Below are 14195 nucleotides of genomic sequence, written 5' to 3' on the forward strand. Positions count from 1 at the left end.
ATCAGTGGCCCCCACGGCGAGCGATGAGCTTGTCCCGGACGATCCGGCGCAGTCGGGTCGGAACGAGCCAGATCTGGGCAAACGTGACGACGTCGCGCACGCCGGGACGCCCGTGCCGCACCGACTCGTACAGCAGCGTGCCGAACACCTTCGGGCTGTGACTCTGCGCCGCCATCGAGCTGACCTGCGTCATCGCCAGGGCGGCGTAGGCGCGCCTGGTCACCAGCGGCCGCACGCCGCGCAGCCAGGCCAGCGACGCCCGGATGGGAGCGTCGTCGCTGATCCGCGGCCGGTTCTCGTCGGCGTACCAGACCACCAGCGGCTCATCGACGATCAGCAGGTCGACACCGTCGCGGTCGAGTGCCCGCAGCGACCAGTCCATCTCCTGGAGCCGCCGCAGGTCCTCCTTGAACGGCACCTCCTTCAAGAGGGCCGTGGGTGCCATGATCGTCGAGGTCTGGATGAAGCCGTCGCCGTGGAACGGGCCCTTACGCACCGTGAGCCACTCGCTGATCGGCTCACCCGGGTCGGGCAGCCGCCGGGGAAGCACGAACTCGGTGCGGGGCGTGCGCACGAACAGCCGGGTGATGACGATCGGCGTCGCGACCTTCCCGCCGCGCGCGAGGTCGACCTGGGCCTGGAGCTTGCCGGGCAGCCACTCGTCGTCGTCGTCGAGGAACGCCACGAACTCACCGCGCGCGGCGCGGACGCCGGCGTTGCGCGCCGCCGGCGCCCCGCCGCGTCGCGGCTGCTCCTGGACCCGCAGCCGGTCGTCGCCCAGCGCCGCGAGCGCCTTGTGGGTCGCCTCGTCGGGACCGTCGACGACCACGACCACCTCGAGGTTCCGGAGTGTCTGGTCGAGCACACTGCGGACCGCTCGTGTCACCAGTTCGGGTCGGTTGAGCGTCGGTATGACGACGGTGACGTCGGGACTGGACACCATGACGCAAGACCGTACCTTCGGCCGCCGAACGGGCAACCTGCGCTACCACCGTCAGCGTCCATCCGTATAGTTCAGCGACACAACTCATAAAAGGACGGTTGATGCCGAATCGGCTGCGCCTGCACGGTGCCCTGGTCGTAGCGACGTGCCTCGTGGTCCTCGCTGCAGGGCTCGCCGCCGCGGCACCGTCCGTCCTGGGCCAGTCACCGGCCGGGGTGTGGCTGCCCACCGGGCCGACCCGCAAGTGGGTCAGCCTCGACGCGGGCTGGCGGTTCCACTTCGGCGACGTACCGGACGCGGCTCAACCGAAGTTCGACGACGGCTCGTGGAGCCAGGTCGACGTGCCGCACACCTGGAACGGCAAGGACGGCCAGGACGGCGGCAACAACTACGAGCGCGGCGCGGGCTGGTACCGCCGTCACTACACGGCGCCGGCCGGGTACGCCGGTCGTCGCGTGTACCTGCAGTTCGACGGCGCGAGCCTGGTCACCGAGGTGTGGGTCAACGGCCGTCACGTCGGACAGCACGAGGGCGGGTTCGCGCGGTTCCGGTTCGACGTCACCGACGCGCTGAAGCCCGGTGCCGACAACGTCATCTCCGTGCGGGTCGACAACTCGCTCAACAAGAACGTCGCGCCGCTCAACGGCGACTTCACCGTCTTCGGCGGCCTGTACCGCGGCGTGGGGCTGTGGGTCACCGATCCGCTGTCGATCGACCCGCTCGACCACGCCGGTCCCGGCGTCTACCTGAAGCAGCGCGCGCTCACCGACCAGTCGGCGACCGTCGAGGTCACCACGCTCGTGCGCAACAGCAGCGCCACCACCCGCCAGGTCGCCGTGCGCGCGCTCGTCGCGGACGCGACGGGCGCTCCGGTGGCAACGGCGTCGGGTGACGACGTGACGGTGCCAGCCGGCGGCCTCGCGCGCGTGGTGCGCACGGTGGAGATCCCGAAGCCGCACCGCTGGAACGGCAGGTCCGACCCGTACCTCTACAAGGCCAGCGCCGAGGTGATCGACGCCGACACGGGCACGGTGACCGACGTCGTCACCGAGCCGCTCGGCCTGCGCACGATCGCCCTCGACGCCGCGAACGGCCTGATCCTCAACGGCAAGCGGCACCCGCTGCACGGCGTCAACCGGCACCAGGACCGGATCGACAAGGGCTGGGCGGTGTCTGCCGCCGACGAGACCGCCGACTTCGACCTCATGGACGAGATGGGCGTCAACGCGTTGCGCACCGCCCACTACCAGCAGAGCCAGACCGTCTACACGCTCGCCGACCAGCGCGGCTACCTGGTGTGGACGGAGATCCCGCTGGTCGAGCACATCACGTTGGGCGACGCGTTCACCTCGAACGTCGAGCAGCAGATCCGCGAGATGATCCGGCAGAACTACAACCACCCGTCGGTGGTGTTCTGGGGCATCGGCAACGAGCAGCAGGTCGACGACCCGCCGACCAACGTGGTGCTCGACAAGCTCGCCAAGCTCGTCGTCGAGGAGGACCCGACCCGCTGGTCGGCCTACGCGCACGCGCAGGTGCACATCAACGGCGGGCTCGACAAGCACGCGGTCGCGGCCGGCTACAACCGCTACTTCGGTTGGTACTACGGCAACTGCGACCAGCTCGGCCCGTTCCTCGACAACGTGCGCACGACCCACCCGAACCGTCCGGTCGGGTTGAGCGAGTACGGCGCCGGCGCCAGCGTGAACCAGCACGACGCCGGCATCACCCCGCCGGCCGCCGGCGGCACCTGGCATCCGGAGGAATACCAGTCGTTCTTCCACGAGCGGTACTGGGCGCAGATCGCGGCCCGGCCGTACCTGTGGGGCACGTTCGTCTGGAACATGTTCGACTTCGCCGCCGACATGCGGGCCGAGGGCGACACCGCGGGCCGCAACGACAAGGGCCTGGTGACGTACGACCGGAAGGTCCGCAAGGACGCGTTCTACTTCTACAAGGCGGTGTGGACCGACGCGCCGTTCGCCCACATCACCAGCAAGCGGTGGACGAACCGCACGGCCGGCCCCACGACGGTGAAGGTCTACAGCACCCTGCCCGACGTGACGCTGACGATCAACGGCGTCTCCGCCGGCCAGGCCACCACCGTGACGCCGGGCGTCTACACCTGGCCGGTGACCCTCACCGCCGGAAAGAACACCGTCGAGGTCAGCGGCACCCGCGGCGGGCAGGCCTACACGGATACGGTCTCCTGGGACGCAGCGTGACCGCTGCAGCGAAGCGGAAGCGGTTACGCTGCGGCTCTTGTGCGGGATTTCGGAAGCACAGCCTGACGCCTGGCCAGTAGGTACGCCTCGCCGGCGAGCAGCAGGATCCAGAACGTTCCGCCCGTGCCACCCAGCAGCCAGTCGTTGAGGGCCAACGTCGGCACAGACGCGATAGCGGCCATCGCGAACCAAGCCGGTGCCGGCGGTCCGCGGCGGATGACCCAGGCGAGGCCGTGCCACAGCAGCAGCGCGAGCCCGAACAGGAACGCGACGACGCCGAGCACTCCCCCGCGGCGTAGCGACCCGACCGCCGAACTGTCGGTGGGTAGCAGCAGCCCCTCGCCGCCCGGCCGTTCCACCACGGCCCGCGCCGTCTTCGTGTCGCCGAAGAGCTTGTCGGTGACCGGCGCGGCCTTCCACTCGTCCACGACGAACTTCCACGTGTCGACGCGGCCGCTGGTGACCCCGCCGCTGCCGTACCGCTCCTTGAAGATGAAGCCCTGCCCGCCCGACACGATCAGCACCAGAGCCAGCACCAGGAACGGAACCGCGGCCGCGACGAGCGTGCGCCGGGTGTCGCCGTAGTCGGGCAGGCCCGGGATGTCCCGGCGGCGGCGCCACCACAGCATCACCGCGTGCAGCCCGCCGCCGGCGACCAGCAGCACGAACGCGGTGCGCGAGTTGGTCGCGTACACCATGAAGCCGGCCAGCGCCGTCACCGCGAGCCGCTGCCACGCGGCGAACAGCTTGTCGGGACCCACGCGGATGGCGACCATGACCGCCAGCCCGGCCAACGCGTTCGGGTGGTACAGCAGGTACTCGCCGCCCCAGAACCGGCCCTCGAAGCTGGCGCCCCACTTGCCCGGCGGCACGGTGTGCACGGTCTCGAACAGGTTGCCCGAGCCCGACAGCAGCAGCGCCGCGAGCGCGAACAGGAACGCCGCGACGATGCCGACCGTGAGGTCGGCGCCGCTGCGCACGAGCCCGACCACCGCAGCGACGGCGAGCCCGGCGATACCGGCATAGGCGACCCGCTGCGCCGTGACCCCGACGTCGAACACCAGCAGCGCGCCGATGACGCCGAGCACCCAGTACGCGACGCCCAGCCAGGTGGCGCCGAGCCTGACGCCCTCGCGGAGGTTCGACAGGTACGGCCAGCCCCAGATCAGGCAGAAGACGCCCTGGACCCCGATCAACGCCCAGATGACGAGCGGCTCGTCCATGAACACCCACGCCGCGACGCCCGAGCCGATGAAGAAGGCGCCGAGCAGCAGACCGCGCCAGTCGACGCCCGGCAGCGTCAGCGCGAGCACCGCGACCAGCGCGGCGAGCGCACCGGCGACGAACGCCTTGAGGGCGGACCCGAAACCGTCGTCGACCGCCAGTTCGGTGGCAGCCGCACCCAGCGCGACGACTACCACACCGGCGGCGACCCACCAATGCCTGATGCGTCCCATCATGATGGCGTGCACCCTATCCGGCGCGCCGGCGTACCGCCGCCCACCACCATCCGGCGACCGTGAGCGCGAGCCCGAGCACGAGGAGCACCGTCGTCACGTCGGTCGGCGGCCCGAAGCTGAACGACGCCGAACTCTCGTAGGCGCTGGAGGTCTGCACCGCGATGAACGCGACCCCGGTGTTGCCGGTCGGATAGCCGGGGAGCGTCTGCCGGAGCCACCAGTGGTTGCCCGCCGCCTCGGCCAGGAACAGCCCGGCCGACACCAGCACCAGGCCACCGGCGGCGGCGGCCCGGGCGGCCGGGCCCCGGGTGGCGGCCAGCACGGCCAGCGCGCCGGCCGCGACCGCCGCGGCCAACGGCATCCCGACCGCCGCCAGGTACGACGGCAGGTCGCCGGGCTCCGGCGAGAGGAGGTGCTGCAGGACTTCGTAACCGACCATCAGCACCAGCCCGACCAGCACGAGCGCCACGGTGGCACGCGGACGGGGCGCGGGGGGCAGCGCCCGGACCGGGATGCCGAGCAGCGCGACGCCGACCAGCAGGCCGAGCGGCGCCCACGGGGACGGCGAACTCCGTGCGCTCTCGACCGCTGTCGCCACCAGGACCAGCGCGCCGGCCGTCAGCGTCCACGGAACCGGGTACGGCAGGCGGCCGCGGACCGGCACGCCACGCAGCCCGGTGAGCACCAACCCGATCAGGCCGGCCACGGTGAGGCACACGCCCTGCACGGTGACCGGAACCGAGGCGAGAACCAGCCCGCTCGCCGTGACCAGCAGGCCGAACGCGACCACGCCACCGAACACCAGCGGCCATCGCGATGCGGTGCGAGCCTCACCATCCATCCGGCAAAGGCTTCCCTTCGTTGTATCCGGCCTGGCTCTGTACGCCGACCACCGCCCGCTCCGCGAACTCGGTGAGGTCGGCGGCGCCGGCGTAGGTGCACGCGCTGCGGACGCCGGCGACCATAGCATCGATGATGTCCTCTACCCCGGGACGCCGCGGGTCGAGGTACATCCGTCCGGTGGAGATGCCCTCCTCGAACAGGGCCTTGCGGGCCCGCTCGTACGCGGTGTCCTCCGCGGTGCGCCGGTGCACCGCGCGGGCCGAGGCCATCCCGAAGCTCTCCTTGTAGATGCGGCCGTCGGGGTCGCGCATCGGGTCGCCGGGCGACTCGTGCGTACCGGCGAGCCACGACCCCACCATGACGTTCGACGCCCCGGCCGCGAGTGCCAGCGCGACGTCGCGCGGGTTGCGGACCCCGCCGTCGGCCCACGCGTGCGCTCCGAGCCGCCGGGCCTCGGCGGCGCATTCGAGCACCGCGGAGAACTGCGGCCGGCCCACGCCGGTCATCATCCGGGTGGTGCACATCGCGCCCGGACCCACGCCGACCTTGACGATGCTCGCGCCGGCCTCGACGAGGTCACGCACGCCGGCGGCGGTGACCACGTTGCCGGCCGCCACCGGCACCGTGGGCTTCAACCGGGTGACCGCCTGGAGCGCGCGGATCATGCGCTCCTGGTGGCCGTGCGCGGTGTCGACGACGAGCAGGTCGACGCCCGCGGCGAGCAGCTTGTCGGCCCGTCCGGCGACGTCGCCGGTGACGCCGATGGCGGCGCCGACCCGGAGCCGGCCCTCGGCGTCGACCGCCGGCTTGTAGAGGGTGGCCCGCAGCGCGCCCTTGCGGGTCAGCACGCCCTGCAGCTGACCGTTGCGGTCGACCACCGGCGCGAGCTGGTGGTGGGCGGCGGTCAGCCGGTTGAACGCGTCCTCGGGCGTGATCTCGGCCGGCAACGTGAACGGCGACCGGGTCATCACCTGGCCGAGCTGGGTGAAGCGGTCGACGTCGAGGCAGTCGCGCTCGGTGACCACGCCGACCGGCCGGCCGTCCTCGACCACCACCAGGGCGCCGTGCGCGCGCTTGGGCAGCAGCGCGAGGGCGTCGGAGACGGTGTCGGTGCGGCCCAACGTGATCGGCGTGTCGTGCACGAGGTGCCGCTCCTTGACCCAGGACACCACCTCGGCCACCACGTCGATCGGGATGTCCTGCGGGATGACCGTGATACCGCCACGCCGGGCGACGGTCTCGGCCATGCGGCGGCCGGCCACGGCGGTCATGTTCGCCACCACGAGCGGGATCGTCGTGCCCGACCCGTCCCTGGCGGCGAGGTCGACGGCGTAGCGGGAGTCGATGGCGGATCGACCCGGAACCATGAACACGTCGTCGAAGGTGAGGTCGTACGGCGGCGGTGAGTCGTACAGAAAGCGCATGACCCCCAGTATTTCCACGTGCCGGGACACTTACGGCTCAATTCCGCACCCGGGCCGCCCGCAGCACTTGTGACATGCCGACCGGCCCGTGAGGATGTCCGTACTGTGCGTCCACCGCCGCGCTCCTCCCGGCGCGGTCACATCGAAGTGGGGTGCGCCATGCTGGTTCACGAGGCGATGAGCAAAACCGTGCTCCAGGTCGGGCCGGGGCACACGCTCCGGCAGGCCGCCGAACTGATGTCCGAGCGCAAGGTGGGCTCGGCCGTCGTGCACGATCCCGACAGTGAAGGCCTCGGCATCATCACCGAGCGCGACATCCTCAACGCCCTCGGACGTGGGCTCGACCCCGACACCGAGGAGACCGCCGACCACATCACCTGGGACGTCGTGTACGCCGCTCCCACCTGGACCATCGAGGAAGCCGCGCAGGCCATGGTGCGCGGCGGCTTCCGGCACCTCGTCGTGCTCGACGACAACCAGGTGCAGGGTGTCATCTCGGTCCGCGACATCCTGCGCTGCTGGGTGCCCGTCCCGGCCTGACAATGCACTCGCGGGGCGCTCCCGGGCCGCCGATACTCTGTGCGCATGACCACGCAGCAGTTGATTTCCTTCGCACGCGGTGCCCCCAGCCTGGACATCGTCGACGTCACCGGGCTGTCGGCGGCCGCCACCCGCGCCTTCGAGGCCGACCCGGCGGGCGTCACGGCGTACGGCACGGCGGTCGGCTACCCGCCGTTGCGAAAGTGGATCGCTGACAAGCACGGCGTGGAGCCGGAGCGGGTGCTGGTCACCAACGGGTCGCTGCAGGCCGACGCGCTGCTGTTCGAGTACCTGGTGGGCTCGGGCGACGAGGTCGTCGTCGAGCGGCCCACCTACGACCGCACGCTGCTCAACCTCAGGAACCTCGGCGCGCGCGTCCACCAGGTGACCCTGGCCGACGACGGCCTCGACGTCGACGAGCTGCGCAAGCTGCTCGAAGGCGGCGCCCGGCCCAAGCTGGCACACATCATCCCGAACTACCAGAACCCGGCCGGTGTGACGCTGAGCCTCGCCAAGCGGCGCGAGCTGCTCGCCCTGGCGAAGGAGTACGGCTTCACGATTTTCGAGGACGACCCGTACGCCGACATCCGGTTCCGGGGCGAGGCGCTGCCCTCGATGCTCTCGATGGATGAGAACGACAGCGTGGTGCACGCCAGCTCGTTCACCAAGACGGTCTGCCCGGGCGTGCGGGTCGGCTACCTGGTGGGTCCGAAGGCGCTCATCGCCGACATCGTCAAGCGCGCGACGAACCTGTACATCTCGCCCGGCATGGTCGCGCAGGCGATCGTGCACCAGTTCTGCGTCTCCGGCGACATCGACCGGTCGATCGCGACGGTGAACGCCGCGCTGAGCGAGCGGGCCACCGCGCTCGCCGCGGCGCTGCGCAAGCACATCCCGGGCGTCACGTTCACCGAGCCAGACGGCGGTTACTTCCTGTGGGTCGACCTGCCCGACACCGTCGACGTCGACGCGCTGCTGCCGGCCGCCGAGAAGCGGGGCGTGGCGATCGTGAAGGGCAGCGACTTCCTGCTCGAGGGCGGTCGGCACTCGCTGCGGCTCGCGTACTCGGCGGTCAAGGTCGAAGACGTCGAAGAAGGCGTGAAGCGCCTGGCCAACGCAATCAGTGACATCCAGGCGTAACCTCCCGGTAACCGAAACTGAAATGTGATGTCCAACCTATTCCTTGGCGCTTCCCGGTAGATCAAGCTGCGAGGCAGCAGACCGGCCGGGCCGCCGGAATGCGTGAACATCACCTCCCGCCCCCCGAGTACCGGGTGGGTCGCCAGCACACCACCCATCCGCGGCGACCCGCCCGGTGCTCTGTCTCCGGGCACTATCGGGCGTTTACCCACCCGTCAACCACGCGGCGTAGCCTCGTCCGGGCGCCCGGGTCCGGTTGCGCGCACCACGTGAGGGGAGGGTTGGCATGGCTGAGCTGCCTGTCGAACGAGTGTTACCGCGGGCCTTCAAGGCCCCCGTCCGGGTGATGAGCCGAATGCTCAACACCACCCACGCCACCCCTCCCGACGAGCCGGCGGTCGAGGCGTCGGAGAACGACGCGATCGTCGAGTGCGGTCTCTACCTCGACGGCGTGCGCCGGCCCGAGCGCCTGCACTACACCGAGGCGCTGCACCGGGCCAGGGAGCACGGCAACGGGTTCGTGTGGCTGGGCCTCAAGGAGCCCACGGCGGCGCAGCTCGGTCACATCGCGGAGACCTTCGCTCTCCACGAGCTCGCGGTCGAAGACGCGGTGACGCGCGGCCAGCGGCCGAAGGTCGAGCGCTACGCCGACATGACGTTCTGCACGATGCGTACGGCGCGTTACGTCGAGCACGAGGAACTGACGGCGAACAGCGAGATCGTCGAGACCGGCGACATGATGATGTTCATCGGCGAGCACTTCATCATCACGGTGCGCCACGGCGACGCCTGCAACCTCGGCCGCATCCGCAGCCAGCTCGACCAGCGGCCGGAGCTGCTCCGGCACGGGCCGTGGGCGGTCGCGTACGCCGTCTACGACCTGGTGGTCGACGTGTACCTCGATGTCGTCGGTTCGATCGAGGACGACATCGACGTCATCGAGGAGGTCGTGTTCGCCACCGAGTCGCGGGCCGGCCGCCACCGCAGCGGCCGCATCCAGCGGATCTACCAGCTCAAACGCGAGCTGATGGAGTTCAAGCGGGCGGTGCTGCCGTTGCAGCGTCCGCTGAACGGTCTCGTGACCCGCGAGGTGGTCGACCTGCCGAAGGAGATCCGCCGCTACTTCCGCGACGTGCACGACCACCTGAACCGGGCCGGTGAGCAGGTGCTGTACTTCGACGACCTGCTGAACTCGGTGCTCCAGGCGCGGCTGGCGCAGGTCACCGTCGACCAGAACAACGACATGCGCAAGATCGCCGCCTGGGCCGGTATCGCCGCGGTGTGGACCGCGCTGGCCGGCATCTACGGGATGAACTTCAAGTACATTCCCGAGCTCGACTGGCGGTTCGGCTACCCCGCCGTGTGGGCGATCCTGCTGGTGGTCACCGCCATCATGTACCGCGCGTTCCGCCGGTCCGGCTGGCTGTAGACATGCGTCGGTCCCGGGACCCCGTCGAGGGGCCCCGGGACCGCAGCGTGGTCAACCTTACGGACGGCCGTTCGAGCCGGCCTTGCCGTAGAGGTCCTCGCGGGAGCCGAACTCCGGCGACGTCACCGAGGACGACGCCGAAGACGAGGCCGAGGACGGCGAGGACGAGGGCGACGACGGCGCCGACGAACGCGAGCCCGTCATCTCCGCGGCCCGCTCCTTGGCCGACTCCGCGAGCGACTGCACCTTGTCCCGCCCGGTGTCCAGCGTGGACCTGGCCGAGTCGATCATCGAGTCGGTACGGCTGTTGCCCGTCGAACGGGTGCTGCCGTACTCCTCCCACTGGTCACGGTTGGCGCGACGGCGTGCGATCACCGCACCCGCGGCACCGACCGCCGCACCGGCGGCGAGCAGGCCGCCCAGCACCATCGGCCAACGCCGCGTGCTGGTCTCCTGCCGCGTGACCTTCGCCTTGCCCTTCTTGGCGTTACGCCCGGCAGCGACGATGAACGGCATCACGGCGGCGGCGGTGGCGCGGTTGGCCCTACGCGCGGCCGGACCGGCCGACTTCCTGGCCGACTTGGCCGAGTTCTTGGCCGCGTCGTAGCGCGGACCGAGGTAACTGGCCGTACCGCTGGCGCCGTGACTCGCGGCGAGCCGCAGATGGGTCAAGCTCTCCATGAGCTCGTTGCGCATCTGCTTACGGTGCGTCTGTGCCTGACGCCGTCGAAACATCTGGTTCCACCTCCGATAAACGGCGGCCTCTGGTTGGACGCCACTTCTGCACTTCTGCTCATACCCCGCGACCAGGCTCGTATCACGTGCTGTCCGCTACGCGCCATACTGCCCTTTCACCCGGTTCGTCGTCGCCCAAACGGCGGATCACGTGAAAGCTCCTCACCCGCCCGGCGGGAGGCCGCACGAACGCGTTCGGTTACGGTGGTCGGCGGTACGACGAGAAGGAGAGGGAACCCTCGGTGACTTTCGCGACCTTGCACACCACGCTCGGACGGATCCGGGTCGAACTGTTCGACAACCACGCCCCGAAGACGGTCCGTAACTTCATCGGACTGGCCGAAGGCACCCAGGAGTACACCAACCCGAAGACCGGTGCTCCCGGCTCGGGGCCGTACTACAACGGCGTGATCTTCCACCGGGTGATCGAGGGCTTCATGGCCCAGACCGGCGACCCGACGGGCACCGGCACCGGCGGCCCCGGCTACACCTTCGCCGACGAGATCCACCCCGACCTGCAGTTCGACCGGCCGTACCTGCTCGGCATGGCGAACACCGGCCGGCCGGTGACCAACGGCTCGCAGTTCTTCATCACGTTCGGCCCGACCACGTGGCTGAACGGCAAGCACACGATCTTCGGCACGGTCGCCGACGAGGAGTCCAAGCGCGTCGTCGACGCGATCGGGCAGGCGAAGACCCGCCAGGACCGGCCGCTCGAGGACATCGTGATCGAGCGCGTCGACATCGAGCGGTAGAACGCCGCGCGCGGCGCCGAAAGGCCAGCGGCTGTGAAGCTGGCCAGGATCGCCAGCGATCCTGGCGGGAATCCAGGAACGGCGGGCAGGTCGGTACGCTTCAGTGCATGACCGCGCCCGCCGTTCCGGTTTGCTACCGCCACCCCGGCCGCGAGACCTACGTCACCTGCAACCGTTGCGGGCGGCCGATCTGCCCTGACTGCATGACCGAGGCGTCGGTCGGCTTCCAGTGCCCCGAGTGTGTCCACGCCGGCCGGCGCACCCAGCGCCAGCCGCTCACCGCGTTCGGCGGCACCCGCGCCGGCTACGCCGGCTACGTCACGATCGCGCTCATCGCGTTGAACGTCGTGGGTCTCCTGGCCGGCGCGTTGATCGCCGGGGTGCCGGCCGTGCTCGGCAGCGGACTGTTCACGGGCGTCACCAAGCTGCAGATGATGTTCGGCAGCTTCGCGCCGACGTACGAGATCGCCAGCAACTTCGTGCCGCCCGGCTCGCAGGTCGGCGAGGTCTACACCGGCATCGACGACGGCGCCGTGTACCGCCTCGTGACGGCGATGTTCATCCACTACGGCATCGTTCACCTGCTGCTGAACATGTGGGCGCTGTGGATGCTCGGCCGCAACCTGGAGGCCGCGCTCGGCCCGGTGCGGTTCCTCGCGCTGTACCTGCTCTCCGGTCTCGGTGGCTCGATCGCCGCCTACCTGTTCTCGCCCGGCTCGATCACCGCCGGCGCGTCCGGTGCCATCTTCGGGATGTTCGCGGCGCTGTTCGTGGTGCTCAAGCGGCTGCGCCGCGACACGTCGAGCGTGGTGCCGGTGCTCGTCATCAACCTCGTGCTGACGTTCACGATCCCGAACATCTCGATCGCCGGTCACCTCGGCGGTCTGCTCGTGGGCGCGCTGGTGGCCGCCGGCCTGGCCTACGCGCCGCGGCAGGGCCGCACGCCGGTGCAGGTCGCCACGATCGCCGGGGTCGCGGTCGTCCTCGCGATGCTGGTGGTCGTGGGAATGGTCGCCTGATTACGCTCCTCGGGTGCGCGACTTCTCGAACATCGACGACTACGCCGACATCACGCCGACGGAGTTCGCCCGTCTGGTGAAGACGACGCCGTCGCGCGAGATGGAGCGGCTCCTCAACGGCGAGCAGCGCAAGGCGGTCCTCGACGGGATCTTCGCGCGGATGCCGGAGTCGTTCCGCCGCGACCGGGCCGCCGGCCTCGACGCCGTGATCCAGTGGACGATCACCGGCGGCGCCAACGGCTCCGACACGTACGAGATCCGCATCGCCGACGGCACGTGCACCACCTCGTCGACGAGGAGCACCGAGCACCCGAAGCTCGGCATCACGGTGGCGCCCGTGGATTTCGTGAAGGTCGTATCGGGTAACGCCAACCCGGTATTGATGTTCATGAGCGGCAAACTGAAGGCGAAGGGCGACATGAGCCTGGCGGTCGACATCCCGAACCTGTTCGAGGTTCCGAAGGCATGAACCTCGATCTCACCCCCGAACAGCTCGAGCTGCGCGACTGGGTGCACGGCTTCGCCGCCGGCACCGTGCGGCCGGCCGCCGCCGAATGGGACGAGCGCGAGGAGACACCCTGGCCGGTGATCCAGGAGGCCGCCAAGATCGGGCTGTACTCGTTCGATTTCCTGGCCAACTGCTACGCCGACCCCGCCGGGCTGTCGATGGTCGTCGCGACCGAGGAGCTCTTCTGGGGCGACTGCGGCATCGGCCTGTCGATCATGGGCACGTCGCTCGCGGTCGCCGCGATCTTCTCCGCCGGCACGCCCGAGCAGCTCACCGAGTGGGTGCCGCAGTGCTTCGGTGACCCGGCCGACCCGAAGGTCGCCGCGTTCTGCTCCACCGAGCCGGAGGCCGGCTCCGACGTCGCGGCGATGAAGACCCGCGCCCGGTACGACGAGGCCACCGACGAGTGGGTGCTCAACGGTCAGAAGGCCTACGCCACTAACGGCGGTATTGCCGGCGTGCACGTGGTCACGGCGTCCGTCGAGCCCGGGCTGGGTTCGCGCGGCCAGGCCGCGTTCGTCGTCCCGCCGGGCACGTCCGGGCTTTCCGGGACCCGCAAGCTCCGCAAACTCGGCCTCCGCGCCTCGCACACCGCTGACGTCTTCCTCGACGACGTGCGCGTACCCGGTTCCTGCCTGCTCGGCGGCAAGGAGAAGCTCGACGAGCGGCTGGCCCGCGCGCGTGAGGGCACCCGGTCGTCGGGCCAGGCCGCGATGCGCACGTTCGAGCTCACCCGGCCCGCGGTCGGTGCACAAGCGGTGGGACTGGCGCGCGCGGCCTACGAGTACGCGCTGGACTACGCGAAGCAGCGGGTGCAGTTCGGCCGGCCGATCATCGAGAATCAGGCGGTGGCGTTCGCGCTCGCCGACATGCGCATGGAGATCGACGCCGCCCGGCTGCTGGTGTGGCGCGCCGCGTGGATGGGCCGCAACGAGCGGAGGTTCGAGGCCGGCGAGGGCTCGATGAGCAAACTCAAGGCCGGTGAGGTCGCGGTGATGGTGACCGAACGGGCGGTGCAGCTGCTCGGCGGGGCCGGCTTCCTGCGGGAGCACCCGGTGGAACGGTGGTACCGCGACGCGAAGATCTACACGATCTTCGAGGGAACGAGCGAGATCCAGCGCCTGGTCGTGGCCCGCGCGATCTCGGGGGTTCAGGTGCGCTAGGAGCCTCCCGA

Annotated in this window: 13 protein-coding genes; 8 read left to right on the forward strand and 5 right to left on the reverse strand. The window is 70.2% G+C overall.

What is annotated here, in order from left to right; translation table 11 throughout:
* Window position 1 precedes the first annotated feature (1 nt).
* Window positions 2-943: a glycosyltransferase family 2 protein gene (locus Voc01_RS05155; protein WP_203926089.1), complete on the reverse strand. Its 942-nt coding sequence runs from the start codon at window positions 941-943 to the stop codon at window positions 2-4.
* Between the two features lie 101 nt (window positions 944-1044).
* Here Voc01_RS05155 and Voc01_RS05160 point away from each other — a divergent pair, with 101 nt between their 5' ends.
* On the forward strand, window positions 1045-3168 hold the full coding sequence (locus Voc01_RS05160) for a glycoside hydrolase family 2 protein (RefSeq protein WP_203926090.1): 2124 nt from the start codon (window positions 1045-1047) through the stop codon (window positions 3166-3168).
* A 23-nt stretch (window positions 3169-3191) separates the two neighbouring features.
* On the opposite strand, the gene Voc01_RS05165 is transcribed toward Voc01_RS05160, so the two are convergent.
* Genes Voc01_RS05165 through Voc01_RS05175 form a run of 3 tightly spaced genes read right to left on the reverse strand, consistent with a single transcriptional unit; the run spans window position 3192 to window position 6895 of the window.
* On the reverse strand, window positions 3192-4628 hold the full coding sequence (locus Voc01_RS05165) for an O-antigen ligase family protein (RefSeq protein ID WP_203926091.1): 1437 nt from the start codon (window positions 4626-4628) through the stop codon (window positions 3192-3194).
* 13 nt (window positions 4629-4641) lie between these two features.
* Window positions 4642-5469, reverse strand: coding sequence for a hypothetical protein (locus Voc01_RS05170; protein WP_203926092.1), 828 nt, complete (start codon window positions 5467-5469; stop codon window positions 4642-4644).
* A complete protein-coding gene (locus tag Voc01_RS05175; protein WP_203926093.1) occupies window positions 5459-6895 on the reverse strand; it encodes a GuaB1 family IMP dehydrogenase-related protein in 1437 nt (478 codons plus the stop codon). Before Voc01_RS05175 ends, Voc01_RS05170 begins: the two co-directional genes overlap by 11 nt.
* Window positions 6896-7054: 159 nt before the next feature.
* Here Voc01_RS05175 and Voc01_RS05180 point away from each other — a divergent pair, with 159 nt between their 5' ends.
* The 3 genes from Voc01_RS05180 (at window position 7055) to Voc01_RS05190 (ending at window position 10004) form a co-directional block, all read left to right on the forward strand.
* Window positions 7055-7435, forward strand: coding sequence for a CBS domain-containing protein (locus Voc01_RS05180; RefSeq protein WP_203926094.1), 381 nt, complete (start codon window positions 7055-7057; stop codon window positions 7433-7435).
* Window positions 7436-7480: 45 nt separating this feature from the next.
* Window positions 7481-8575: an aminotransferase-like domain-containing protein gene (locus Voc01_RS05185; protein WP_203926095.1), complete on the forward strand. Its 1095-nt coding sequence runs from the start codon at window positions 7481-7483 to the stop codon at window positions 8573-8575.
* Window positions 8576-8861: 286 nt separating this feature from the next.
* Window positions 8862-10004: a magnesium and cobalt transport protein CorA gene (locus Voc01_RS05190; protein WP_203926096.1), complete on the forward strand. Its 1143-nt coding sequence runs from the start codon at window positions 8862-8864 to the stop codon at window positions 10002-10004.
* Window positions 10005-10061: 57 nt separating this feature from the next.
* Here the strand turns inward: Voc01_RS05190 and Voc01_RS05195 are convergent, their stop codons facing one another.
* Complete coding sequence (locus tag Voc01_RS05195; RefSeq protein ID WP_203926097.1) at window positions 10062-10700, reverse strand: hypothetical protein; 639 nt, start codon at window positions 10698-10700, stop codon at window positions 10062-10064.
* Window positions 10701-10981: 281 nt separating this feature from the next.
* Between Voc01_RS05195 and Voc01_RS05200 the strand changes: the two genes are divergently transcribed.
* The 4 genes from Voc01_RS05200 (at window position 10982) to Voc01_RS05215 (ending at window position 14184) form a co-directional block, all read left to right on the forward strand.
* Window positions 10982-11494, forward strand: coding sequence for a peptidylprolyl isomerase (locus Voc01_RS05200; RefSeq protein ID WP_203926098.1), 513 nt, complete (start codon window positions 10982-10984; stop codon window positions 11492-11494).
* A gap of 107 nt (window positions 11495-11601) precedes the next feature.
* Window positions 11602-12513, forward strand: coding sequence for a rhomboid family intramembrane serine protease (locus tag Voc01_RS05205; RefSeq protein WP_203926099.1), 912 nt, complete (start codon window positions 11602-11604; stop codon window positions 12511-12513).
* A gap of 13 nt (window positions 12514-12526) precedes the next feature.
* Complete coding sequence (locus Voc01_RS05210; protein WP_239159962.1) at window positions 12527-12982, forward strand: SCP2 sterol-binding domain-containing protein; 456 nt, start codon at window positions 12527-12529, stop codon at window positions 12980-12982.
* Window positions 12979-14184 (forward strand): acyl-CoA dehydrogenase family protein, encoded by a 1206-nt coding sequence (locus tag Voc01_RS05215; RefSeq protein WP_203926100.1) that lies wholly within the window; start codon window positions 12979-12981, stop codon window positions 14182-14184. The genes Voc01_RS05210 and Voc01_RS05215 overlap by 4 nt, the downstream gene beginning before the upstream one ends.
* Window positions 14185-14195 lie beyond the last annotated feature (11 nt).

The sequence above is a fragment of the Virgisporangium ochraceum genome (assembly GCF_016863655.1).
In the GTDB taxonomy this organism is placed as follows: Bacteria; Actinomycetota; Actinomycetes; order Mycobacteriales; family Micromonosporaceae; genus Virgisporangium; species Virgisporangium ochraceum.